We start from the raw sequence: 23108 nt of genomic DNA, 5'->3' as shown, positions 1-23108 counted from the left end.
GTTGCAGAACGGCAGCGACCGTAGGTCGGCCCCGGTCCGAGGCGGGAGCCCGGTCAACCGATCTGTGGACAACCCGTGACCCGGCCGCGGGCACGGTCACCCACCTGGGTGAGCCGATCCCCCACCCGAGCGGGTGAGCCGACGGACCCCCGCGGCCGGCGCGCCGATCGGTCCGGTGGTGCGGCCTACCCGTGGTATGCGTGGGCGTGGGCGTGGACGCGGGCGTGGCCGTGCCCGCGGTCGCCGTCGAACCACGTGCACACGTCGTGGACGCGTGCGTCGACATCGGCCTCTTCGGAGATGAACTCGCCGGTCTCCGGGTCGAGGACGACGGAGAACGTGACGACGCCCTCGCGGTAGTACGTCAGGTCCGGCAGGCCAGCCGCCTCGAAGGCAGCGGCGTCGACTGGCCCGTACTCCGGGATCGGGAAGAGGATCGAGGGGCCGTACACGTGATCGGTGATGTGCGTCCCGTCGGCGGAGATCACCTCGATCCCGGGGCCGGAGATGTCGAGCTCGTCGATCACCTCGCCCGTGTCCTGACGCGTGAGGTCGACGGTCCACTCGCCCCGCGTCTCGAAGAGCAGGTCCCCGTTCGGGAGCGTGGTCTCGCGGCCCTCCACGTCGGCGACCTCGCCGGTGGCCATGGTGACGGTCGTTCCGCAGGCCGAGATGTCGACCGGGTCGTAGTAGCCGGGGCGCAGCTCCTCGATCGGCACCCACCCGGCGCCGTCGTCCGGCGCCGGTCCACCGGAGTGGGCCCCTGCCGGCGACGCGACGAGCGCCGTCGTTCCGCCGGCGACCAGGACGACACCGAGACGTGCTGCACGGTTCATGAGGGCTCCTCGCTGAGCGGTGTCAACCTGACGGTTGATCTTCTGACCGTCGCAGGGCCCTGTAGAGCCTCCCCCTGACCCCGCGAGGACTGTGGTTTGCGTCACAGCACGTGTCCAGCGGCATCGCAGCGAACACCAAGGTGGGCGGCGCCGTCGACCCGCCGGTCGTCACAACCGGCAGATGGCCGTTCACGGTGACGACGGTCCAGGCGGACCGGGACCGCGACATCCGCTCGGCCGGTTCGCCGGCGCCGGGGATCGTCGTCGTCAGCTCGTGGCGACCGCACGGCGAGCGGGTGCGCCGACGCAGCGTCCCGATGCCCCGGCTGCGGCGCCGGCGCACACGCTCGGCGGGAACAGAGCCGGCGCGCGGGGTGCTGTACGGGGCACACCCGACGACCGCGAGGAGATCGCGCATGCCGGTCCTGCTCCCGTCCCGTGTCCCCGCCCCCTCCGCCGCGCCGGTGCGCCGACGTCGCCGCGGATGGCTCAGGGCGGGCATCGCCGCCGCCGTCGTCGTCCCGGTCGGGGTGGTCGTGGCCGACAGGGTGGGCGACTGGACGGCGCCGTTCGGGCAGGAGACCGTCGACCGCAGCACGACGCCGCTGCTGCTGGCGATCGCCGACCTCGACGAGTACCACGCCGCCAGCGGCACCTTCCAGGTCGTCGTCGACCAGGAGACCGACACCGCCTGGGTGCCCTCGGCGATCAGCGGCGAGCGGGTGCAGTTCCTCGCCACCGGCGACGTCGACGCCTACGTCGACTTCGCCGCCCTCGGCGAGGACAGCGTCGACCTCTCCCCCGACGGCACCGCCGCCACGATCACCCTCCCGGCCCCGCAGCTCGGCGAGGCACGGATCGACCCGGACGAGAGCCGGGTGCTCGACCGCGACCGCGGCCTGGTGGAGCGGCTGGGCGACGCGTTCGCCGACGACCCGACCGACGAGAGCGGACTGTTCGCGCTCGCCGAGCGCCGGCTGGAGTCCGCCGCCGCGGACAGCGACCTGCTCGACCGCGCCGAGGACGGCACCCGCGACATGCTCACCACGCTGGCCCGGTCCCTCGGCGTCGACGACGTCACGGTCACCTTCGAGCCCGCGCCCGGGGCGGCCGGCTGACCTCCCCCGGCGTCAGGCCCGGGACGTGAGCGCCCGCGGCGCGCGGGGCAGCGGCATGATCGCGGACGCCTCCCCGCGGGCCGGGGCCTGCTCGAGCAGCAGCGCCTCGGCGTCGCAGCGCTCCAGCGGCTTCGCGAACAGGTAGCCCTGGGCGGTGTCGCAGCGGCCCTCGGCGAGCAGCCGCGCCTGGTGCTCGTGCTCGACGCCCTCGGCGAGGACCTCCAGGCCCAGCGTGCGGCCCAGCTCGATGGTGCCGCGCACGATCGCCGGCAGTGGCTCGCCCTCGGCGATCGGGCTGACGAACGAGCGGTCGATCTTGAGCACGTCCACGGTGAACTGCCTGAGGTGCGCCAGCGACGAGTAGCCGGTGCCGAAGTCGTCCAGCGCCAGCCGCACGCCCAGCGCCCGCAGCGCGGTGAGGCACACGGCCGCCCGCTCCGGGTCGCCCACCAGCGCCGTCTCGGTCACCTCGAGCACCAGCGCGCCGGCCGGCAGCCCGCTCGCGGCCAGCGCAGCGGCGACGGAGCCGGGGAGGTCGGGCGAGGTGAGCTGGGTGGCCGACACGTTGACCGCCATCGTGAGCTCGCCCAGGTGCCGCCAGGCCGCCGCGGTCGCGCACGCCTCGCGCAGCACCCACGCGCCGATCCCGTCCATCAGGCCCGCCGCCTCGGCCACCGGCACGAACCGGTCGGGGGCCACCGGGCCCAGCCGCGGGCTGTCCCAGCGCAGCAGGGCCTCGAGGCCGGTCACCCGGCGGTCGGCCAGGGCGACCACCGGCTGGTAGACCAGCCGGAACTCCCCGCGCCCCACCGCGCCGCGCAGCTCCTGCTCCAGCTCGCGGGACGCCTGAGCCGCCGCACGCATGCCGGGCTCGAACCGCTGCACCCGCTCGCGCCCGCCGAGCTTGGCCGCGTACAGCGCCAGGTCGGCGTCACCGACCAGCGCGTCGCCGGCGACGGCGCCGCGGCCGACGGCCACGCCGACGCCGGCCGACACGGTCACCGGGCCGCCGGGCAGCGCCACCGGCCGGGCGAGCACGTCGAGCACGCGCGCGGCGGTCAGCACGGCCTCGTCGTCGCCGTCGCCGGCCTGCTCGACCAGCACGGCGAACTCGTCGCCGCCCAGGCGGGCCACGGTGTCGTCGGCGCGGACGGCGCCGCGCAGCCGCGCCGCCACCTCGCGCAGCAGCGCGTCGCCGGCGGCGTGGCCGAGGGAGTCGTTGACGGCCTTGAAGCCGTCGAGGTCGAGGGAGAGCACCGCGGCCGAGCCGCCGCCGCGCACCGTGCGGCGCAGCGCTTGGCCGACGCGGTCCATGAACAGCGCGCGGTTGGCCAGGCCGGTCAGCCCGTCGTGCAGCACCGAGTGCGCCAGCGCCTCCTCGGCGCGGCGGCGCCCGGTCACGTCGGTCACGTGCACGACGACGCCGCCGACGTCGGGGTCGTCCCCGAGGTCGACCATCCGGATGCCGACCCAGCGGTCCTCGCCCCGGTGGCGGGCGGGCAGCTCGGCGTCGACGACGCCGCCGGCCAGGGCCCGTGCGAACAGCTCTCCGGTCAGCTCGGGGTCCACCCCGGCGAGGCGGACGGCGTCCGCGGCGGTGGTGACGCCGCCGGCCACGGTCCCGAGCAGCGCGGCCAGCGGCGCGGGGTCGCTGAGCAGCCGCCCGTCGCGGGAGACGACGAGGACCGCGTCGGAGGAGTGGGCGGTGAGCTTGGCGGCGAACCGCTCCCGCGAGCGCACCAGCGCCCGGGCGGCGGCCTCGCCGCGCAGCAGCAGCGCGGCGCGGACGAAGACCAGCGCGGTCAGCACGACCATCGCCACGACCATCGCCCCCGAGGCGTCCTCGACGCCGCCGAGGTCGGTGGCCAGCTCGGTCACGGGCGGCACCAGCAGCGCCCCGAGGCACACGGCCAGCCGGGCCAGCCCCGACCCGGCCTCCTCGCCACCCGGACCCGCCGCGGCGGCACCACGGGGAGTCGACCAGGTGGCCACGGCGAGCAGCGCGCTGCCGAGCAGCCAGCCGGAGTCCAGCCAGGAGCCGAAGCTGTCGGCGTCGGCGTCGAGCAGGTAGGCGACGTCGGAGACCAGCCAGCAGGAGCACGCGGCGGCGACGGCCAGCGGCGTCCACTCCCCCTGCCGGCGGGTGGCCAGCAGCCGCACGACCAGGCCGATCAGCGCGGCGTCGAGGGCCGGGTAGAGCGCGAGCACGACCCGGGTCCCGAGGCCGAGAGACGCGTCCTCGACAGTTGCGGCGATCGACAGCTCCCAGACCACGAGCAGCGCGGCGACGAACACGACGAGCGCGTCGATCCAGCCGGCGAGACGCTGGCCGGGGTCGGCGTGCCGGCGGCGGGCCATGAGCGCCAGGCCGGTACCGAGAGCCACGTAGCTGGCCAGGTAGACGGCGTCGGCGACGCCGACGTCCGCGCCGTTGCCGGTCACGGACGCCTGGACCTGCCAGAGCACGTCGCCGAGGGCGGAGAGGCTGACGCCCAGGGCGACGAGTACGGCGACCGGCCGCCGGCCGCCGTGCTGCACCCCGGCCCACGCGGCGACGACGGTCAGCCCGACGACGAGGAAGTACAGCGCGGTGCCGCCGGCCGTCCCGTGCAGCAGCCCCTGCAGCGCGACCACCGCGAGCAGGAGGGTGCACGCGACGACGGCCACCGGCCGCCTGCCCACGACGCCGGCGTCCACGCCGACGCCCCCGGTCCACTCCGACACACGCCGGACATCGGCGCGAAACGGATCTGTCTGGAACGTATTCAGCGACTGTCCCCCGCGGGGGTGAGCCCGCGCCTACTCCCCGGGCCGCAGCACCGCCTGCACCAGGTGCGGACCGGGCTCGCGCAGCGCGGTGCCCAGCTGCTCGGCCAGCTCCTCGGCGGTCTCCGCGCGGGTGGCCGGCACGCCCATCCCGGTGGCCAGCGCCACGAAGTCCAGCGCCGGGCCGCCCAGGTCGAGCAGCTGCCCGGCCCGCTCCCCGCCGCCGGCGGCCCCCACCCTCGCCAGCTCCCCCTGCAGGATCGCGTAGGACGCGTTGTCGTAGAGCAGGACGGTGACGTCGAGCTGCTCGCGGGCCATCGTCCACAGCGCCTGCAACGTGTACATCGCGCTGCCGTCGGCCTGCAGGACGAGCACCGGCCGGTCGGGGCAGGCCACCGCCGCGCCGACCGCCATCGGCAGGCCGTCGCCGATCGCGCCGCCGGTCAGGGCGAGCCAGTCGTGCTGCGGCGCGCCCGCGGTCAGCTCGACGATCCCGATCCCGGAGGTGATCGCCTCGTCGACCACGATCGCCCGCTCGGGCAGCAGCGCGCCGACCACCGCGGAGATCTCCCGCGGCGTCAGGCGCCCGGCCGGCAGTTCCGGCCGGGAGGCCTCGCGCAGCTCCGGCTCGGCACCGGCGGCCACCTTCGCGGCCAGCTCCTCGAGCGCCGCGACGCCGTCCTCACCGGGCGCCGACAGCACGTGCACCGTGCAGTCCTCGGGCACCGGCGTGCCCGGCACGCCCGGGTAGGCGAAGAAGTGCACCGGCGAGGTCGCGCCGGCCAGCACCAGGTGCCGGGTGCCGGCCAGCGCCTTGATCGCCACCTCGGGCGGGTAGGGCAGCTTGCCGACGGCGGGCAGCCCCGCGCCGCGCACCATCCGCGCGGGGAAGGTCTCGGCCACCAGCCGGACGCCGGTGCCGGCGGCCACCCGCGCCGCGGCCAGCAGCCCCGCCTCCGACGCGACGACGTCGTCGCCGAGCAGCAGCACGGTCGGCTCCCCGGCCTGCACCACCGCGGCGGTCTCGTCCACCACCGACGGCGCCACCTGCGGCCGCGGCCGCACCGGCAGGGGCTGCGCGACGGCCGCGCCCTCGGACCAGGACACGTCGGCCGGCAGCACCAGCGTGGCGATCTGGCCGCGGCCTGCGGCCGCGACCGCGTCCGCGGCGTCGGCGGCGAGGTCCTCGGGGGCCAGGGAGCGGCGCACCCAGCCGGACACCGTGCCGGCGAGGGCGTCGATGTCGGACTCCAGCGGAGCGTCCAGCCGCTTGTGCGAGCGGCCGTGGTCGCCGACGACGTTCACCATCGGCGTCCGGCCGCGGCGGGCGTTGTGCAGGTTGGCCAGGCCGTTGCCCATGCCCGGTCCCAGGTGCAGCAGCGTGGCGGCAGGCCGTCCGGCCATCCGCGCGAAGCCGTCGGCGGCGCCGGTGGCCACCCCCTCGAACAGGGTGAGGACGCCGCGCATCTCGGGGACGTCGTCGAGGGCGGCGACGAAGTGCATCTCGGACGTGCCGGGGTTGGCGAAGCAGACGTCGACCCCGGCGTCGACGAGCGTGCGGATCAGTGCCTGGGCGCCGTTCACCGGGAGACGTGCACCTCGTTCACCTCGTAGTGCGTCATGGTCACGCCGCCGCTGGCGAAGGTGCGCAGGTCGGCCGCGCCGGCCTTGCCCGCGTCGGAGGCGAACGCGGCCCCCATCGCCTGCTCGGAGTCGAAGTCCAGGTGGGCGACGAGGTAGGGCGCGGACTGGCGCGGGTCCAGCGGCTGCGGGCTGCCGGTGGTGAACCGGATCAGGCCGGGCATCTGCACGGTCAGCGGGACGTGGGTGTCCCGGTAGTGGGCGTCGAACGCCGCCGGGTCCTCCGGCTGCCCGTAGCTGACCACCAGCCTGTGCACCATCTGCCGCTCCTCCGTCATCACGCCCGGGCACCGTTGCCCGGGGACCTACCCACCTTGGCAGACGCGGACCCGCGACCTCAGAAGGTGATCACCAGCCGGCCGCGCACGCCGCCGGCGGCCAGCACCCGGTGCGCCTCGGGCGCCTCCTCCGGCGCGAAGGTGCGGGCCACCCGCAGCGTCGCCGCGCCCGACTCCACCTGCTCGCGCAGCCGGTCGAGGGCGGCGGCGTTCTCGGCGTAGCGGCGCACCCTCGTGGGCAGCACCTCGACCCGGCCGGACCCGTCGCCGCGGTAGCCGCGCACGGTGGCCACCTTCCCGCCGTCGCGGACCGCGGGCAGCACGAGCGCGTCCTGCACCGAGCCGTCGGCCAGCCCGTCGACGCCGTCGGGGAACTCCGCGCGGATCCGCTCGGCGACGTCGTCGCCCCGCCGCACGACGACGTCGGCGCCGAGGTCGCGGACCAGCCGCTCGTCGGCCTCGGAGGCGTCGGCGACGACGGTGTGCCCGTCGGCCTTCGCGAGCTGGACGACGTAGCCGCCGAAGGCGCCGGCCGCGCCGGTCACCGCGACCACCGAGCCGGGCGGCAGGGCCATCTGGTCCAGCGCCAGCCGCGCGGTGAGCGCGTTCATCGGCAGCGTGCACGCGGCGGCGGCGTCGGCGCCCGCCGGCACCCGGGCCACCGAGCCGGCCGGCAGCACGAGGTCCTCGCGGTAGCCGCCGTGCGCGCCGGTGGGGACGACGATCGCCATGACCGCGTCGCCCACGGCCACCCGGTCGACGCCCTCGCCCACCTCGACGACGTCGCCGGCGGCGTCCATGCCGGGCACCCACGGCGGCGTCCTCACCGGGTCGCGGCCGGCGTAGGCGCCCTCGCGCAGGTGGGTGTCGGTCGGGCTCACCGCCGCGGCCCGGACCCGCAGCCGCACCTGCCCCGGCCCGAGGGGCTCGTCGGGCACGTCGACGACGGTGAGGGCCTCGGGCCCTCCGAACTCGGTCACTCCGACAGCGCGCACCGCCCGAACCTACGACCACCGGGTGTGACGTGCCGTTCACAGGCGATCTCCAGCGCCCGTACCGGCGCACCCCAGGAGCGGACCCGACCGTTCTGCGCATGCCACCGCTCCTGCGCGGCGCGCACGACCGCGCCGGTGCCGCCGGCCGCGGGCGCCCCGTCCTCGACGTGGTCGTCCCGGTGCACGACGAGGAGACCGACCTCGAGCGGTGCCTGCGCCGCCTGCACGCCCACCTGACCGAGTCCCTGCCCTACCCGTTCCGCATCACGGTCGCGGAGAACGCCAGCACCGACCGCACCCTGGAGGTCGCGCACCGGGTCGCCGCCGAGCTGCCCGGGATCGAGGTCCTGCAGATCCCCGAGCCCGGCCGCGGCGGCGCGCTGCGCACCGCCTGGCTGGGGTCGGACGCGCCGGTCCTCGTCTACACCGACGTCGACCTGTCCACCGACCTCAACGCCCTGCTGCCGCTGGTCGCCCCGCTGATCAGCGGCCACTCCGACCTCGCCATCGGCACCCGGCTGTCCCGCTCGTCGCGGGTGGTGCGCGGCCTCAAGCGCGAGGTCGTCTCCCGCGGCTACAACCTGCTGCTGCGCCGCACCCTGGCCACCTCGCTGTCCGACGCGCAGTGCGGGTTCAAGGCGATCCGGGCCGACGTCGCGGCGCAGCTGCTGCCGCTGGTCGAGGACACCGGCTGGTTCTTCGACACCGAGCTGCTGGTGCTCGCCGAGCGCGCCGGGCTGCGCATCCACGAGGTGCCCGTCGACTGGGTCGACGACCCCGACAGCCGCGTCGACATCGTGCGGACGGCGCGGGCCGACGTCGCCGGCATCGTGCGGATGCTGCGCGCGCTGGCCACCGGCCGGCTGCCGCTGGCGCAGCTGCGCGCCACCATCGGCCGGCAGCCGCTGCCCGACCCGCTGCCCGGCGTCCCCGGCTCGCTGGCCGGCCAGCTGGTGCGCTTCGCCGTGATCGGCGCGCTGTCGACGCTGGCCTACCTGCTGCTGTTCGTCCTGCTGCGCGGCGTCGTGGCCGCCCAGCCGGCGAACCTGCTCGCGCTGCTGGTGACCGCGGTGGCGAACACCGCGGCCAACCGGCGGGTCACCTTCGGCATCCGCGGCGGGCTCCACGCCGGCCGCCACCAGCTGCAGGGCCTGGTCGTGTCCGGCCTCGCCCTGGCGCTCACCAGCGGGTCGCTCGGCCTGCTGCACCTCGCCGACCCCACCCCGGCCCGCGGCCTCGAGCTCACCGTGCTCGTCGGCGCCAACGCCGTCGCCACGCTGCTGCGCTTCCTGCTGCTGCGCGGCTGGGTGTTCGGCACCTCCCCCACCCCCGCGCGGCCGGCTCCCGAGGCCGTGACCGCCCCCGAGATGGAGACCGCCCGATGACCGCCACCGCGACGCCCCCGGCGGCGCCCGCCGCTCCCGCGGCCGCGCCGCCCGCCCCGGCCCGGCCCGGGCGGGCCGCCCGCCTGCTCCGGGGCCGCCCCGACGACCCGCGCTGGGTCCGCCCGGCGCTGCTCGGGCTGCTGGCCCCCACTGGCGTCCTCTACCTGTGGGACCTCGCGGCCTCGGGCTGGGCTAACGCCTTCTACGCCGCGGCCGCGCAGGCGGGCTCGCAGAGCTGGGAGGCCTTCTTCTACGGCTCCTCCGACGCCGCCAACTCGATCACCGTGGACAAGCCGCCGGCCTCCCTGTGGGTGATGGCGCTGTCGGTGCGGCTGTTCGGGCTGAACTCGTGGTCGCTGCTGGTGCCGCAGGCGCTCATGGGCGTGGCCACCGTCGGGCTGCTGTACCTGGCGGTGCGGCGGGTGGCCGGCCCGGGCACGGGTCTCGTGGCGGGGACGGCCCTGGCGCTGACCCCGGTCGCCGCGCTGATGTTCCGCTTCGACAACCCCGACGCGCTGCTCGTGCTGCTGATGACCGCGGCCGCTTACGTGCTCACCCGGTCCCTGGAGCGAGCCTCCACCCGCGGCCTGGTCGCCGTCGGCGTGCTCGTCGGGTTCGCGTTCCTCACCAAGACGCTGCAGGCGGTGCTGGTCGTGCCCGGCTTCGCGCTGGTGTGGCTGGTGGCCGCGCCCACGACGCCGCGCCGCCGGGTCCTGCAGCTGCTCGGCGCCGGCGCGGCGATGGTCGTGGCCGGGGGCTGGTGGGTCGCCGTCGTGGAGCTGGTGCCGGCGTCGTGGCGGCCCTACGTCGGCGGGTCGCAGACCAACTCCGTCTGGGAGCTGATCTGGGGCTACAACGGCCTGGGCCGGCTCACCGGCGAGGAGACCGGCAGCGTCGGCGGCGGCGCCGGCGGCAGCTGGGGGGAGACCGGCCTGACCCGGCTGTTCGGCTCCGAGATCGGCGGCCAGGTCGCGTGGCTGCTGCCCGCCGCGCTCGCGCTGCTGGCCGCCGGGCTGGTCGCCGTCGGCCGGGCCCCGCGCACCGACCCCCGGCGCGCCGCGCTGCTCACCTGGGGGACCTGGCTCGGCGTCACCGGGCTGACCTTCAGCCTGATGGCCGGCATCTTCCACGCGTACTACACGGTGGCGCTGGCCCCGGCGATCGCCGCCCTGGTGGCCATCGGCGGCGCCCTGCTCTGGCAGCGGCGCGGGCGCGCCTGGGCCCGGCTGGTCCTGTCGGTCACGCTGGCCGGCACGGCGCTGTGGGCCTGGATGCTGCTCGGCCGGTCGGCGGAGTTCCTGCCCTGGCTGCGCTGGACCGTGCTCGTCGCGGGGCTCGCCGCCGCGCTCGGCCTGCTCGTCGTCGACCGGGTGGGCCGCGCGGTGGCCGCCGTGGTCCTCGCCGTCGGGCTGCTCGCCGGCGTCGCCGGCCCGGCCGCCTACGCCGTGCAGACGGCGGGCACCGCGCACACCGGCTCGATCCCGAGCGCGGGCCCGACCGTGGCCGGCGCCGGGTTCGGCGGCCCGGGCGGCGGCCCGGGCGGCGGCCGGGCCGCGTTCCCCGGCGGTCAGCCGCCGGCGGGCGGCCCGGCAGCCACACCCGGCGGCACCACCGTCCCGGGCAACGTCACCCGCGGCCCGGGCGGCGGCACGGGCGGCCTGCTCGATGCCGCCGACGTCGGCGAGGAGGTGGTCGCCGCGCTCACCGACGACGCCGGCGACCACACCTGGGCGGCCGCCGCGGTGGGCTCCAACAGCGCCGCCGGCTACCAGCTGGCCACCGGGCTGCCGGTCATGGCGATCGGCGGGTTCAACGGCAGCGACCCCTCCCCCACGCTCGAGCAGTTCCAGCAGTACGTCGCCGACGGTGAGATCCACTGGTTCATCGGCGGCGGCACGGGGATGGCCAGCGACGGCGGCAGCTCGGCGTCGGCGGAGATCGCGGCCTGGGTGGCGGAGAACTACACCGCCCGGACCGTCGACGGCGTGACCGTCTACGACCTGAGCGAGCCGGCGGGCTGACCCGCCACACGAGGGCCCCGGGACCCACCGGGGCCCTCGTGCGCGCTCAGCGGGTGCTCGCCCGCTCCACCACGCGCCACCCGTCCGGCGCCGGGACCTCCGGCGCGCGCCCGAGCGCGACCAGCGCGCAGGCGGCCCCCTGCCGGCGCAGCGACTGGGCGACGGTGGTCAGCCCGGCCGGCTCCGCGGCGTCGCTGTCGTCCCAGCCGGTGACCGCCACGTCGCCGGGCACGGCCAGGCCCGCGGCCGCCACCGCCCGCAGCGCCCCGAGCGCGAGCTCGTCGCTCATCGCGGCGACCGCGTCCGGCCGGTCCGGGCCGGCGAGCAGCTCGGCGGCGAACGCCTCGCCCTCCTCGGCGTCGTTGACCGGGCACACCGCCAGCCGCAGCTCCGCCGCCGGGTGCCCGGCCCCGGTCCAGGCGCCGAGCAGGCCCTCCCAGCGGTTCCGCGTCACCGGGAACCGGACCGCCCCGACCTCCGGGGCGGGCAGCAGCCGGCGGACGCGGTCCCGGTCGAGCGGGAAGCCGAGGACCACCGGCCGCCGGGCCCCGACGAACGCCACCTGTCCGATCGCCGCGGCGGCGGCGCGGTCGTCGATGCCGACCACCGGCAGGCCCCGGTGGTGCGGCCCGGCGTGGACGACGGCGGGCAGGCCGGTGTCGGCCACCGCGTCGAGCACCGGGTCGTCGTCGCTGGTGGTCCAGACGACGAAGCCGTCGACGACCGCCCGCGCGACCCGCTCGGGATCGCTGGGGGCCCCGGTGGTCGGGACCAGCGTCAGGCCGACCCCCTCGGCGGCGCAGACGTCCGCGACCCCGGCGAGGAAGCGGGCCGCCTGCGGGTCGTCGAAGGCGTAGCCGAGCTGCTCCCCCAGCACGACGCCGAGGCTGCCGACCCGCCCCCGCCGCAGCGAGCGGGCGGCCGGGTGCGGCCCGGGGTAGCCGAGCTCCTGCGCCGCCGCCCGCACCCGCGCCGCCGCCTCGGCCGACACCCGGCCGGGCCGCGAGTAGACGTAGGACACCGTCATCGGCGAGACGCCGGCGGCGCGGGCCACCTCGCGCATCGTCGGCCGGCGCGACCGGTGGTCCGGAGGACTGGCCACTCGTACAGTCTAGGTGTGTATCGATACACAAAGGCCGAGGAGCAGGCCGGTACCCCCCTCGGGGCGAGCGGGGACGACGGCTTCGTCCGGGACGCGCCGACCGTGCTGGCCTACGCGGTGCTCGGGTGCTTCACCGGCTGGCTCTACGCCTTCGGCCCGGCGCTGTCGCTGCTGCGCGAGGAGCTGCACTTCTCGTACACGCTGCTGGGCGTCTACTCCGTGCTGTGGTCGGGTGGCGCGGCCCTGGCCGGCGCGGGGTTCGCGACCGTGGCCCGCCGGCTGTCGCGGTCGGCGCTGCTGTGGTCCTCGGCCCTGGGCACCGCCGCCGGCGCCGCGCTGTTCACCCTCGGCCACGGGCTCGCGCCGACCCTGCTCGGCGCGGCGGTGATGGGCACGGCCGGCACGGTGCTGCTGACGGCGACGCAGGCCGTGCTCTCCGACCGGCACGGCGCCCGGCGCGACCGGGCGCTCACCGAGGCCAACGTCGGCGCCGGGGCGTGCGCGGTCCTGGCGCCCCTCGTCCTCGGCGGGCTCGCCGCGGGGCCGGCCGGCTGGCGGGCGGCGTTCGCCCTCCCCGCGCTCGTCCTCGGCGTGCTGTGGCTCCGCTGGCGACGCCGCGCCCTGCCGTCGCCGGCCGACCGCCGGGTCGCCGGGCGGCCCGGACCGCTGCCCCTGACCGCCTGGCTGTTCGCCGCCCTGACCGCGGTCGCCACGGCCGTGGAGTTCTGCCTGGTCTACTTCGGCACCGAGGTGCTCGTCGGGACGGGACTGTCGACCACCACCGCCGCGACGGCGCTGGGCAGCAACTACCTGGGCCTGCTCGTCGGCCGCCTCGGCGGGGCGGCGCTCACCCGGCGCCCCGGCCGGACCGTCCCGCTGCTGCACGCCTCCCTGGCGGTGACCGCGGCCGGCTTCGTGCCGTTCTGGCTGACCGGCAGCCCGGTCGTCGCCGTCCTCGGCCTGTTCGTCTGCGGGATCGGCATCGCCAACCTCTACCCCCTGGCGCTGGCGCTCGCCCTAGGCGCCGCCCGCGGGCACGAGGACCGGGCCAACGCCCGCACCCAGCTGCTGGGCGGCCTGGTCACCGCCGCCGCACCCTTCCTGCTCGGCGCCCTGGCCGACGCGCACGGCCTCACCGCGGCCTTCGTCCTGGAGCCCGTCCTCCTCGCCGCGGCGCTCCTGCTGCTGCTCGCCGGGACCCGCGCGACACCACGCTGACACCACGGGAGTTGCGCATGACATCACAATGCTGTCATTGTGACGTCATGGACCTCACCCCGTTCGTCGAGCAGCTCCGCCGGGAGCTCGTGCTCGCCGCCGCTCCGGGGGGCGAGGAGGCGCGCGAGCTGGCCGAGCGCCTCACCGCGCCGCTGGAGTCCTCGGTCCGGCTGGCCCTGCTGTCCGCCCTGTCGGCCGCGGCCGAGGAGATCACCGGCCAGCTCGCGCCCGGCGCCGTCGACGTCCGGCTGCGCGGCAGCGAGCTCGGCTTCGTCGTCACCCCGCCGCCGGCCGCCGCCGACCCGCACGACGCCCCGGCGCCCGTGGCTGCTCTCCCTGACGGCGACGACGGCAGCACCATCCGGATCACCCTCCGGCTTCCCGAGCAGCTCAAGGTCCGCGTCGAGGAGGCGGCCGCCCGCCTCGGCTCGTCGGTCAACACGTGGCTGGTCCGGGCCGTCAGCGACGCGGTGACGCGCGCCGACCGGCCCCGGCCCGCCGACGACGGCCGCCGGTCCCGGTGGACCGGCGGCTCCTCCTACACGGGCTGGGCACGCTAGCCCGACCCGTCGCGCACCGCACCTGAACACGGCACCGCGACCCCGGCCGACCGGTCCGGGGGCGATCCCCCCTGCCCCGAGGAGGGCGCAGACCATGCCCACGTTCGACACCCCCCACCCGATCAGCGCCCGCGTCGAGATCGCCGCGGGCACCGTCCGCGTCCGGGCCTCCGAGCGGCCCGACACGGTGGTCACCGTCCGGCCGCGCAGCGAGCGCAGCTCCGCCGACGTCGCGGCCGCCGAGCACTGCGTCGTCGAGTTCACCGCCGGGGAGCTGCTGGTCCGCTCCACCGGCCGGCCGCGGCTGCTGTTCTTCGGCTCCGGCCCGGAGGTCGACGTCGACGTCGCCCTGCCCGAGGGCTCCTCCCTCGTCGCCCGGGCCACCGCCGGGTCGGTCACCTGCACCGGGCGGCTGGGGACCGTCGACGTCGAGAGCCGCTACGGCGACCTCGAGCTCGACCGCGCCGGCAGCCTGCGCGCCCGCACCTCCAGCGGCGACGTCACCGCGGCGGCCCTCGACGGCGAGGCCGAGGTGCACACCGCCTACGGCGACGTCCGGGTCGGCGAGGTCACCGGGCCGGCACGGCTGGAGACCGCGTGCGGGGACGTCGTCGTCGACCGCGCGCTCGGCTCGCTGACCGGCACCACCCGGTACGGCCAGGTGCGCGTCGGCCAGGCGGTGCGCGGGTCGCTGGTGCTCGAGACCGCCTACGGCGAGGTCGAGGCGGGCGTGCGCGCGGGGACGGCGGCCTGGCTCGACGTGCAGTCGGGCTCCGGGCGCATCCGCAACCTGCTCGGCGAGGCCGAGGGGCCCGGCGACGCGGAGGAGACCGTGGAGATCCACGCCCGCACCGCGTACGGCGACGTCCTCGTACGCCGGGCCTGAGGGGAGCCGACCGTGACCGCCGCCGTCTCCGTCGCGGGCGTGCGCAAGGCCTTCGGCGCCACCGTCGTCCTCGACGGCCTGGACCTCACCGTGCCCGAGGGCACCGTCTACGCGCTGCTCGGCCCCAACGGGGCGGGCAAGACGACCACCGTCGACGTCCTGTCCACGCTCACCCCCGCCGACGCCGGGGAGGTCACCGTCGCCGGGCGCGACCTCGCCACCGACCCCGCCGGGGTGCGCGCCGCGATCGCGGTGACCGGCCAGTTCTCCGCCGTCGACGGCCTGCTCACCGGCCGGGAGAACCTGCGCCTCATGGCCGACCTGCACCACCTCGGCCGCCGCGTGGGGCAGCGCCGCGCCGCGGAGCTGCTGGAGCGCTTCGACCTCGTCGAGGCCGCCGACCGGCCGCCGGCCACGTACTCCGGCGGCATGCGGCGCCGGCTGGACCTGGCGATGGGGCTGATCGGCGACCCGCGGGTGGTCTTCCTCGACGAGCCCACCACCGGGCTGGACCCGCGCAGCCGCCGGGCGATGTGGGACGTCGTCCGCGGGCTGGTCGCCGAGGGCGTCACGATCCTGCTCACCACTCAGTACCTGGAGGAGGCCGACCAGCTGGCCGACCGGATCGGCCTGCTCGACGGCGGCCGGCTGGTCGCCGAGGGCACCGCCGACGAGCTCAAGCGGCTGGTCCCCGGCGGGTCGGTGCGACTGCGGTTCGCCGACGCCGCCGCGCTCGACCGGGCGGCCCGCGCCCTGGGCACCGGCACGGCCGACCCGGCCGGCCTCCAGCTGGAGGTGCCCTCCGACGGCGGCGTCGCGGCGCTGCGGTCGGTGCTCGCCCGCCTCGACGACGCCCGCGTCGACGTCGCTGGGCTCACCGTCGAGACGCCCGGTCTCGACGACGTCTTCCTGGCCCTCACCGGCCGCCCGACCCCCGAGGAGGTGCCGGCGTGAGCCTCGCGACCACCGTGACGGACAGCGGCACGATGCTGCGCCGCGACCTGCGGCACGCGGTGCGCCACCCGTCGCTGACCCTGATCGTGGCCGCGGTCCCGATCGTGTTCCTGCTGCTGTTCGTCCACGTCTTCGGCGGCACGCTCGGCGCCGGGCTGGGCGGGCCGGCCGGCGGGCGCGCCGAGTACGTCACCTACGTGGTGCCCGGGGTGCTGCTGCTGGCGGTCACCGGCAGCGCGCAGGGCACCGCGATCGCGATGGCCATGGACGTGACCGAGGGGATCGTCGCCCGCTTCCGGACCATGTCGATCGCCCGCGCGTCGGTGCTCACCGGGCACGTCCTCGGCGCCGTCGTCCAGACGCTGGTGGGCCTGGCCGTCGTCGTCGGGGTCGCCCTGCTGGTCGGCTTCCGGCCCGACGCGGGCGTGCTCGAGTGGCTCGCCGCGGCCGGCGTCCTGGCGATGACGGCGTTCGCGCTGGCCTGGCTGGCGGTCGCGATGGGCCTGGCCACGAAGACCGTCGAGGGCGCGAGCAACCTGCCGATGCCGCTGGTGCTGCTGCCCTTCCTCGCCAGCAGCTTCGTGCCGGTGGAGTCGATGCCGGCCGGGCTGCGCGAGTTCGCCGAGCACCAGCCGTTCACCCCGCTGACCGAGACGCTGCGCGGCCTGCTCACCGGCACCGCGATCGGCTCCAGCGCCTGGGTGGCGACGGCGTGGTGCGCCGCGATCGCGCTCGCCGGCTACCTGTGGGCGCGGCGGAACTACGAGCGCCGCCCGGCCCGCTGAACGCACGCGTGGCCCGGGACCGATCCGGTCCCGGGCCACGCATCTACGTCCTCAGCGCTTGAGGCCGTACTCCTTGAGCAGGCCGCGGCTGATGATCGTCTTCTGGATCTCGCTGGTGCCCTCGCCGATGAGCAGGAACGGCGCCTCGCGCATGAGCCGCTCGATCTCGTACTCCTTGGAGTAGCCGTAGCCGCCGTGGATGCGGAAGGACTGCGTGGTCACCTCGGCGCAGTACTCGCTGGCGATCAGCTTGGCCATGCCGGCCTCGACGTCGTTGCGCTTGCCGGCGTCCTTGAGCCGGGCGGCGTTGACCATCATCAGGTGCGCCGCCTCGACCTTGGTGGCCATCTCGGCGAGCTGGAACGCGATCGCCTGGTGCTGGACGATCGGCTTGCCGAAGGTCTCCCGCTGCTGGGCGTACTCGACGGCCAGTTCGAACGCCCGGATGGAGATGCCGCAGGCGCGGGCGGCGACGTTCACCCGGCCGACCTCGACCCCGTCCATCATCTGCGCGAAGCCGCGGCCGGGCTCCCCGCCGAGGACCATGTCCGCGCCGATGCGGTAGCCGTCGAACACCAGCTCGGTGGTGTCGACGCCCTTGTAGCCCATCTTGTCGATCTTGCCGGGGATGGTCAGCCCCGGGGCGACGGTGCCGAAGCCGGCCGGCTTCTCCACGAGGAACGTCGTCAGGTTCTGGTGCGGCTTGTCGGCGCCCAGGTCGGTGCGGACCAGCGCGGCCACCAGCGTGGAGGAGCCGCCGTTGGTCAGCCACATCTTCTGGCCGTCGATGACGTAGTCGTCGCCGTCCCTGACCGCCTTGGTGCGGATGCCGGCGACGTCGGAGCCCAGCCCCGGCTCGGACATCGAGAACGCGCCGCGGACCTCGCCGGTGGCCATGCGCGGGAGGAAGTGGTCCTTCTGCTCCTGCGTGCCGTGCTGGCGGATCATGTACGCGACGATGAAGTGGGTGTTGATGACGCCGGAGACGCTCATCCAGCCGCGGGCGATCTCCTCGACCACCAGCGCGTAGGTCAGCAGCGACTCCCCGAGGCCGCCGTACTCCTCGGGGATCATGAGCCCGAAGATGCCGAGCTCCTTGAGCCCGTCGACGATCTCCTGCGGGTACTCGTCGGCGTGCTCGAGCTCCTGCGCGTGCGGGATGATCTCCTTGTCCACGAAGCTCCTGACCGTCGACAGGATCTCCTGCTGGATGTCGGTCAGGTCGGCGGTCTGCGCCAGTCGGGCCACGCTCACTCCTCCGGGACTCCGGTGTCCTTGTGCTACCGGGGAGTATGAGCGCCCGCCCCGCCCCAGTCGCCGTGTCCCCGGTCACTCGGACCGGGCTCCCCCGGGAACGACGACGGCCCGCCCGGGAGTGCCCGGGCGGGCCGCGCGACGCGGTCGCTCAGGCGGCGTCGGGCGGGGTGAACGACGACGTGCGGCCCATGCCCGCGGCGCGGCCCTTGCCCGCGATGACCAGCGCCATCTTGCGGCTGGCCTCGTCGATCATCTCGTCGCCGAGCATGGCCGAGCCCTTCTTGCCGCCGGCCTCGGACGTGTACCAGTCGTAGGCGTCGAGGATGAGCTCGGCGTGGTCGTAGTCCTCCTGCGACGGCGCGTAGATCTCGTTGGCGGCGTCGATCTGGCCGGGGTGCAGCACCCACTTGCCGTCGAAGCCGAGCACGGCCGAGCGCTTGGCGACCTCGCGGAAGGCGTCGACGTCGCGCACCTGCAGGAAGGGGCCGTCGATGGCCTGCACGCCGCGGGCGCGGGCGGCCATGAGGATCTGCATGAGGATGTAGTGGAACGGGTCGCCGGGGTAGTCCGGGTGCAGGGCGCCGACCACCAGCGACTTCATGTTGATGCTGGCCATGAAGTCGGCCGGTCCGAAGATGATCGTCTCGATCCGCGGGCTGGCGAAGGCGATGTCGTTGACGTTGATCAGGCCCTGCGCGGTCTCGATCTGCGCCTCGATGCCGATCCGCCCGACCTCCAGGCCGTTGGCCTTCTCGATCTGGGTGAGCAGGAAGTCCAGCGCCGCCACCTGATGGGCGTCGACGACCTTCGGCAGCATGATGCAGTCGAGGTTCGCGCCGGCGCCCTCGACGACCTCGATGACGTCGCGGTAGGTCCACTCCGTCGTCCAGTCGTTGACCCGGACCGTGCGGATCTTCTCGCCCCAGCCGCCCTCGTTGAGCGCCGCGACGATGTTCTTCCGGGCGCCGGGCTTGGCCAGCGGCGCGCAGGCGTCCTCCAGGTCGAGGAACACCTGGTCGGCCGGCAGGCCCTTGGCCTTCTCGAGGAAGCGCGGGTTGCTGCCCGGCACGGCGAGGTTGGAACGACGGGATCGGAGCTCGGCCACGGTGCCTCCGCTGTGTGATGGATCTTCGGCTACCGGAGGGTAACCAGCGTCTCCCGGCGCGCTCAGGTGACCGGCTCGACCGGCACCTGCGGCCGCCCGGCCCGGACCACCAGCGCCACCCCCGCGACGACGGCGACCATCCCCGGCAGCGCGAGCAGCGGCGGGGTCTGGCCGAGCAGCACCAGCGCCACGAGCAGCGCGCCGGGCACCTCCAGCAGCACCGCCAGCCCGACGACGGTCGGCCCCACGGTGGACAGCACCAGGTTGAGCAGCGTGTGCCCGAGGATCTGCGCGCACACGGTGATCGCCAGGATCAGCCACCAGTCGCGGGCGGGGAACCCGGCCAGCGGGGTGGTGGTCACCAGCGCGGCGACGGCGAGCACGGCGGCGCAGGTGGAGTAGCAGACGACCGAGTACGCCGACGTCGCCAGGCGGGTGCGGGCGCGGGCCCCGGCGAGCATGTAGCCGCCGGCGCAGATCGCCCCGAGCAGCGCCAGCCCGTCCCCGGCCAGCGCCTCCAGGCTCACCGCGACGTCGACCCCGGCGATCAGCGCGGCGCCGACGACGGCCAGCGCCAGCCCCGCCCACACCTGCGCGGGCAGCCGGACGCCGGACACCCGCGCGGCCAGCGCCGTCCAGATCGGCGTGGTGGTGACCAGCGCCGTCGACGCGGCGACCGTGGTCATCGACAGGCTGGGCAGCCACGCGGCGAAGTGCGCGGCGAGGAACAGCCCGGCCACGACCGAGCTGCCCAGGTCCCGCGGCCGCAGCCCGGCGAGGGTGCCGCGCTCGCGGCCCAGCAGCACCGGCACCAGCAGCGCGGCCCCGGCGGCGTTGCGCCAGAACGCCAGCGCCAGGAACGAGGCGCCGACCAGCGCGGTCAGCGGGCCGGAGAAGGAGACCCCGACGACGGCGACCGCCATGAGCGCGACGTCGCGGGAGCCCGGCCGGTGGACCGCCCACGGGGAGACGGCCGCCGTCGACCCGGCGCTCACGGCACGCGGATGCGCCCGGAGGCCACCGGCACCACCGTCCCGGACACCGTGGCCGCCGTCGCCCGGCCGGCCTCGGCGGTGACCGTGCAGGACAGCACCGAGGGCCGGCCCATCGCCTCGCCCTGGCGCACGGTGTACGACGACGTGCCGTCCGGGGCGACCAGCCCGGTGGCGACCAGCCACACGCCGGCGCCCAGCGCCGCCGAGCCGGTGGCCGGGTCCTCGCCCCAGCGCAGGTCGTTCGCGAACACGCGGGCGTACGCGGTGGAGCCGTCCCAGGACAGCACCGAGACGCCCTCCCCCACGCCGAACGCGGCCAGCGCGGCGGGGTCCGGGACGGCGCGGTCGACGACGTCCGGGTGCACGGCGAGGAACGCGAAGGGTAGGCCGCAGCCGGCGACGTGCGCGGGCAGCCCGACGACGTCGGCCGCGGACAGCCCCAGCGCCGCGGCCAGCGCGGCCGGGTCGGGGCCGTCCTCCAGGGTCGGCCGCCCGCCGGTGAGCGTCGCGCCGTCGGCGGTGACCTCGACCGGGAGGACGCCGGCGCCGCACTCCTGGTGCAGCGTGCCCGCGGCCAGCCGGCCGGTGCGCACCAGCGTGTGCGCGGCCCCGACGCTCGGGTGCCCGGCGAAGGGCAGCTCGGCGAACGGGGTGAAGATCCGCACCCGGTAGGAGGCGCCCGGCTCGGTCGGCGCGCAGAGGAACGAGGTCTCCGACAGCGCGAACTCGTCGGCCAGCGCCTGGCACTGCGCGGTGGTCAGCGCGTCGGCGTCGAACACCACCGCGAGCGGGTTGCCCGCGAACGCCCGGGGCGCGAACACGTCGACGACCTCGTACTCGACCGACGCGTGCTCGACGGACCCGGGGCTCGCCACGACCCCGACGGTAGCCTCACCGAGTGTGAGCACGGTGACCAGGGCGTACGTCTCGCGGCTCGCCGGCCTGCCCGTCTTCGACCCCAACGGGGACCGGGTCGGGCGGCTGCGCGACGTCGTCGTGGCGCTCCGGGTGGGCACCGCCTGCCCCCGGGTGCTGGGTCTGGTCGTGGAGGTCGTCGCCCGCCGCCGCATCTTCGTGCCGATGGGCCGGGTGACCAGCATCGACCCGGGCGCGGTGGTGCTCGCCTCGGGCACGCTCAACCTCAAGCGCTTCGAGCAGCGGCGCGGCGAGACGCTGGTCCTCGGCGAGCTGCTGGACCGCACCGTGACCATCACCGAGTCGGGCCGGCCGGGCACCGTCGTCGACGCCGGGATCGAGCAGACCCGCACCGGCGAGTGGCAGGTCACCCGCCTCGCCGTCCAGGAGCCGGGCCGGCTCGGCCGCCGCGGGCAGCTGCACCAGCTGGCGTGGGACGAGGTCGCCGGGCTCGCGCTGCCGGAGAGCGGGCAGGGCGCCGAGACGCTGATCGCCACCTACCGCGAGCTCAATGCCGCCGACCTCGCGCACGCTCTCCAGGACCTGCCGATCAAGCGGCGGCACGAGGTGGCCGAGGCCCTCGACGACGAGCGGCTGGCCGACGTGCTCGGCGAGCTGCCCGAGGCCGAGCAGGTCACCATCCTCGGCACGCTGGACGAGTCCCGGGCCGCCGACGTGCTCGAGGTCATGGACCCCGACGACGCCGCCGACGTGCTCGCCGAGCTGTCCAACGTCGACCGCAACCGGCTGCTCGAGCTGATGGAGCCCGACGAGGCCGAGCCGGTGCGCCAGCTGCTGCAGTACTCCGAGGACACCGCCGGCGGGATCATGACCAGCGAGCCGGTGATCCTCGCCCCGGACGCCACCATCGCCGAGGCGCTGGCCCGGGTGCGCGAGCCCGAGCTGACGCCGGCGCTGGCCAGCCAGGTGTACGTCTGCCGGCCGCCGTCGGCCACCCCGACCGGGCGCTACCTGGGCCTGGCGCACATCCAGCGGCTGCTGCGCGAGCCGCCGTCGGGGCTGGTCAGCGGCGTGCTCGACGACCTGGACCCGCTGCGGCCGGAGGCGCCGCTGGGCGAGGTCACCCGCTACTTCGCCACCTACAACCTGGTGGCCGCGCCGGTGGTCGACGACCGGGGCCGGCTGGTGGGCGCGGTGAGCGTCGACGACGTCCTCGACCACCTGCTGCCCGAGGACTGGCGCGAGCGGGCCCGCCGTGGTTGACGGCCGCCGGCTCGACGTCCCCCGCGGCTCGTCCCGCGGGATCACCGGCTACCTGCGGCTGGACCCCGACGCGGTCGGCCGGTTCGCCGAGGGGATCGCCCGCTTCCTCGGCACGGGGCGCTTCCTCGCCGTCCAGACGGTGATCGTGGTGCTCTGGATCGGCCTCAACGTCTTCGCCGTCCGGCTGCGCTGGGACCCCTACCCGTTCATCCTGCTCAACCTGGCCTTCTCCACCCAGGCCGCCTACGCCGCGCCGCTGATCCTGCTGGCGCAGAACCGGCAGGCCGACCGCGACCGCGTGCAGGCCGAGGAGGACCGCGCCCGCGCCGCGCAGACCCGCGCGGACACCGAGTACCTGGCCCGCGAGCTCGCCGCGCTGCGGGTGGCCATCGGCGAGCTCGCCACCCGCGACTTCATCCGCGGCGAGCTGGGCCGCCTCGCCGAGAGCCGCTCGCCCGAGGAGCGGGAGAAGAAGGCCAAGAAGAAGCCGAAGGACCCCGTCCAGCCGGCGCTGGCGGACCCGACGGCGTAGCGCACCGGGCCGCCCGTCCTGTCGTCCCCCCGCGGCACACTGCCGGGCATGCGCACGCACGCGGTGGTGGCCGCCCCCATCGGGCCGCTGACCGTCGTCGCCGACGACGGCGTGCTCGGCCGGCTGTACCTCTCGCCACCGGGCCCGGAGGCCGACCTCGGCGCGCGGGACGACGCCGCGCTCGCCGACGTGGCGGGTCAGCTCGGCGAGTACCTCGCCGGCGAGCGGGAGGCGTTCGACCTGCCGCTGCGCCCGCGCGGCAGCGACTTCGAGCTGGCCGTCTGGGAGGAGCTCACCCGCATCCCCTACGGCGCGACGACCACCTACGGGGCGGTGGCGCGAGCCGTCGGCGAGCCGGGCGGCGCGCAGGCCGTGGGCCTGGCGTGCGGCAGGAACCCGCTGGCGATCGTCGTCCCCTGCCACCGGGTGGTCGGCGCCGACGGCAGCCTGGTCGGCTTCGGCGGCGGACTGTCCCGCAAGCGGTTCCTGCTCGACCTGGAGCAGCGGGACACCCGGCTGTTCTGAGCCGGCGCCG

Annotated in this window: 21 protein-coding genes; 11 read left to right on the top strand and 10 right to left on the bottom strand. The window is 76.1% G+C overall.

The genetic code is table 11. From position 1 onward, the window contains the following. Positions 1 to 185 precede the first annotated feature (185 nt). Positions 186 to 941, bottom strand: coding sequence for a hypothetical protein (locus ACI8AA_RS06860; RefSeq protein WP_457043746.1), 756 nt, complete (start codon positions 939 to 941; stop codon positions 186 to 188). 311 nt (positions 942 to 1252) lie between these two features. Between ACI8AA_RS06860 and ACI8AA_RS06855 the strand changes: the two genes are divergently transcribed. Beyond that, complete coding sequence (locus ACI8AA_RS06855) at positions 1253 to 1954, top strand: DUF4230 domain-containing protein (protein ID WP_457043745.1); 702 nt, start codon at positions 1253 to 1255, stop codon at positions 1952 to 1954. Between the two features lie 12 nt (positions 1955 to 1966). Here the strand turns inward: ACI8AA_RS06855 and ACI8AA_RS06850 are convergent, their stop codons facing one another. The 4 genes from ACI8AA_RS06850 to ACI8AA_RS06835 form a co-directional block, all read right to left on the bottom strand. After that, positions 1967 to 4678 (bottom strand): putative bifunctional diguanylate cyclase/phosphodiesterase, encoded by a 2712-nt coding sequence (locus ACI8AA_RS06850; protein ID WP_457043744.1) that lies wholly within the window; start codon positions 4676 to 4678, stop codon positions 1967 to 1969. A 75-nt stretch (positions 4679 to 4753) separates the two neighbouring features. Next, positions 4754 to 6304, bottom strand: coding sequence for an acetolactate synthase large subunit (locus ACI8AA_RS06845; protein WP_457043743.1), 1551 nt, complete (start codon positions 6302 to 6304; stop codon positions 4754 to 4756). Beyond that, on the bottom strand, positions 6301 to 6621 hold the full coding sequence (locus ACI8AA_RS06840; RefSeq protein WP_457043742.1) for an EthD family reductase: 321 nt from the start codon (positions 6619 to 6621) through the stop codon (positions 6301 to 6303). Before ACI8AA_RS06840 ends, ACI8AA_RS06845 begins: the two co-directional genes overlap by 4 nt. A gap of 77 nt (positions 6622 to 6698) precedes the next feature. Continuing rightward, positions 6699 to 7634: a quinone oxidoreductase family protein gene (locus ACI8AA_RS06835; protein ID WP_457043741.1), complete on the bottom strand. Its 936-nt coding sequence runs from the start codon at positions 7632 to 7634 to the stop codon at positions 6699 to 6701. 98 nt (positions 7635 to 7732) lie between these two features. On the opposite strand from ACI8AA_RS06835, the gene ACI8AA_RS06830 reads away from it, so the two are divergent. Together ACI8AA_RS06830 and ACI8AA_RS06825 are read left to right on the top strand one after the other, a co-directional pair. Beyond that, positions 7733 to 9019 carry a glycosyltransferase gene (locus ACI8AA_RS06830; RefSeq protein WP_457043740.1) on the top strand — a complete coding sequence of 429 codons (1287 nt, stop codon included), beginning with the start codon at positions 7733 to 7735 and terminating at the stop codon, positions 9017 to 9019. Next, positions 9016 to 11040, top strand: a complete 2025-nt coding sequence (locus tag ACI8AA_RS06825; protein ID WP_457043739.1) for an ArnT family glycosyltransferase — start codon at positions 9016 to 9018, stop codon at positions 11038 to 11040. Before ACI8AA_RS06830 ends, ACI8AA_RS06825 begins: the two co-directional genes overlap by 4 nt. 46 nt (positions 11041 to 11086) lie before the next feature. Here ACI8AA_RS06825 and ACI8AA_RS06820 read toward each other — a convergent pair whose 3' ends face one another. Continuing rightward, positions 11087 to 12142 carry a LacI family DNA-binding transcriptional regulator gene (locus ACI8AA_RS06820; RefSeq protein WP_457043738.1) on the bottom strand — a complete coding sequence of 352 codons (1056 nt, stop codon included), beginning with the start codon at positions 12140 to 12142 and terminating at the stop codon, positions 11087 to 11089. A gap of 15 nt (positions 12143 to 12157) precedes the next feature. Between ACI8AA_RS06820 and ACI8AA_RS06815 the strand changes: the two genes are divergently transcribed. The 5 genes from ACI8AA_RS06815 (at position 12158) to ACI8AA_RS06795 (ending at position 16545) form a co-directional block, all read left to right on the top strand. Further along, positions 12158 to 13360 (top strand): MFS transporter, encoded by a 1203-nt coding sequence (locus tag ACI8AA_RS06815; RefSeq protein ID WP_457043737.1) that lies wholly within the window; start codon positions 12158 to 12160, stop codon positions 13358 to 13360. Between the two features lie 47 nt (positions 13361 to 13407). Then, complete coding sequence (locus ACI8AA_RS06810; RefSeq protein WP_457043736.1) at positions 13408 to 13920, top strand: hypothetical protein; 513 nt, start codon at positions 13408 to 13410, stop codon at positions 13918 to 13920. Between the two features lie 94 nt (positions 13921 to 14014). Continuing rightward, positions 14015 to 14806 (top strand): DUF4097 family beta strand repeat-containing protein, encoded by a 792-nt coding sequence (locus ACI8AA_RS06805; protein ID WP_457043735.1) that lies wholly within the window; start codon positions 14015 to 14017, stop codon positions 14804 to 14806. 12 nt (positions 14807 to 14818) lie between these two features. Further along, the gene (locus tag ACI8AA_RS06800; RefSeq protein WP_457043734.1) at positions 14819 to 15760 is read left to right on the top strand and encodes an ATP-binding cassette domain-containing protein; all 942 of its coding nucleotides are present in this window, start codon (positions 14819 to 14821) and stop codon (positions 15758 to 15760) included. Next, a complete protein-coding gene (locus ACI8AA_RS06795) occupies positions 15757 to 16545 on the top strand; it encodes an ABC transporter permease (RefSeq protein ID WP_457043733.1) in 789 nt (262 codons plus the stop codon). Before ACI8AA_RS06800 ends, ACI8AA_RS06795 begins: the two co-directional genes overlap by 4 nt. 51 nt (positions 16546 to 16596) lie before the next feature. Here the strand turns inward: ACI8AA_RS06795 and ACI8AA_RS06790 are convergent, their stop codons facing one another. The 4 genes from ACI8AA_RS06790 to ACI8AA_RS06775 form a co-directional block, all read right to left on the bottom strand. Beyond that, the gene (locus ACI8AA_RS06790) at positions 16597 to 17793 is read right to left on the bottom strand and encodes an acyl-CoA dehydrogenase family protein (RefSeq protein ID WP_457043732.1); all 1197 of its coding nucleotides are present in this window, start codon (positions 17791 to 17793) and stop codon (positions 16597 to 16599) included. Positions 17794 to 17950: 157 nt separating this feature from the next. After that, a complete protein-coding gene (locus ACI8AA_RS06785; protein WP_457043731.1) occupies positions 17951 to 18907 on the bottom strand; it encodes an HpcH/HpaI aldolase/citrate lyase family protein in 957 nt (318 codons plus the stop codon). A gap of 62 nt (positions 18908 to 18969) precedes the next feature. Beyond that, positions 18970 to 19902, bottom strand: coding sequence for a DMT family transporter (locus ACI8AA_RS06780; RefSeq protein ID WP_457043730.1), 933 nt, complete (start codon positions 19900 to 19902; stop codon positions 18970 to 18972). Beyond that, positions 19899 to 20777 carry a PhzF family phenazine biosynthesis protein gene (locus ACI8AA_RS06775; protein ID WP_457043729.1) on the bottom strand — a complete coding sequence of 293 codons (879 nt, stop codon included), beginning with the start codon at positions 20775 to 20777 and terminating at the stop codon, positions 19899 to 19901. The genes ACI8AA_RS06780 and ACI8AA_RS06775 overlap by 4 nt, the downstream gene beginning before the upstream one ends. Before the next feature lie 25 nt (positions 20778 to 20802). On the opposite strand from ACI8AA_RS06775, the gene ACI8AA_RS06770 reads away from it, so the two are divergent. Genes ACI8AA_RS06770 through ACI8AA_RS06760 form a run of 3 tightly spaced genes read left to right on the top strand, consistent with a single transcriptional unit; the run spans position 20803 to position 23098 of the window. Next, the gene (locus tag ACI8AA_RS06770) at positions 20803 to 22041 is read left to right on the top strand and encodes a magnesium transporter MgtE N-terminal domain-containing protein (protein WP_457043728.1); all 1239 of its coding nucleotides are present in this window, start codon (positions 20803 to 20805) and stop codon (positions 22039 to 22041) included. Further along, positions 22034 to 22573, top strand: a complete 540-nt coding sequence (locus ACI8AA_RS06765) for a DUF1003 domain-containing protein (protein ID WP_457043727.1) — start codon at positions 22034 to 22036, stop codon at positions 22571 to 22573. The genes ACI8AA_RS06770 and ACI8AA_RS06765 overlap by 8 nt, the downstream gene beginning before the upstream one ends. A gap of 48 nt (positions 22574 to 22621) precedes the next feature. Continuing rightward, complete coding sequence (locus ACI8AA_RS06760; protein WP_457043726.1) at positions 22622 to 23098, top strand: methylated-DNA--[protein]-cysteine S-methyltransferase; 477 nt, start codon at positions 22622 to 22624, stop codon at positions 23096 to 23098. Positions 23099 to 23108: the final 10 nt, after the last annotated feature.

The sequence above is a fragment of the Geodermatophilus sp. SYSU D01180 genome, from assembly GCF_054050415.1.
Note: the sequence above shows the minus strand (reverse complement) of the source record. Positions and strands in the feature narration are given on the sequence as shown.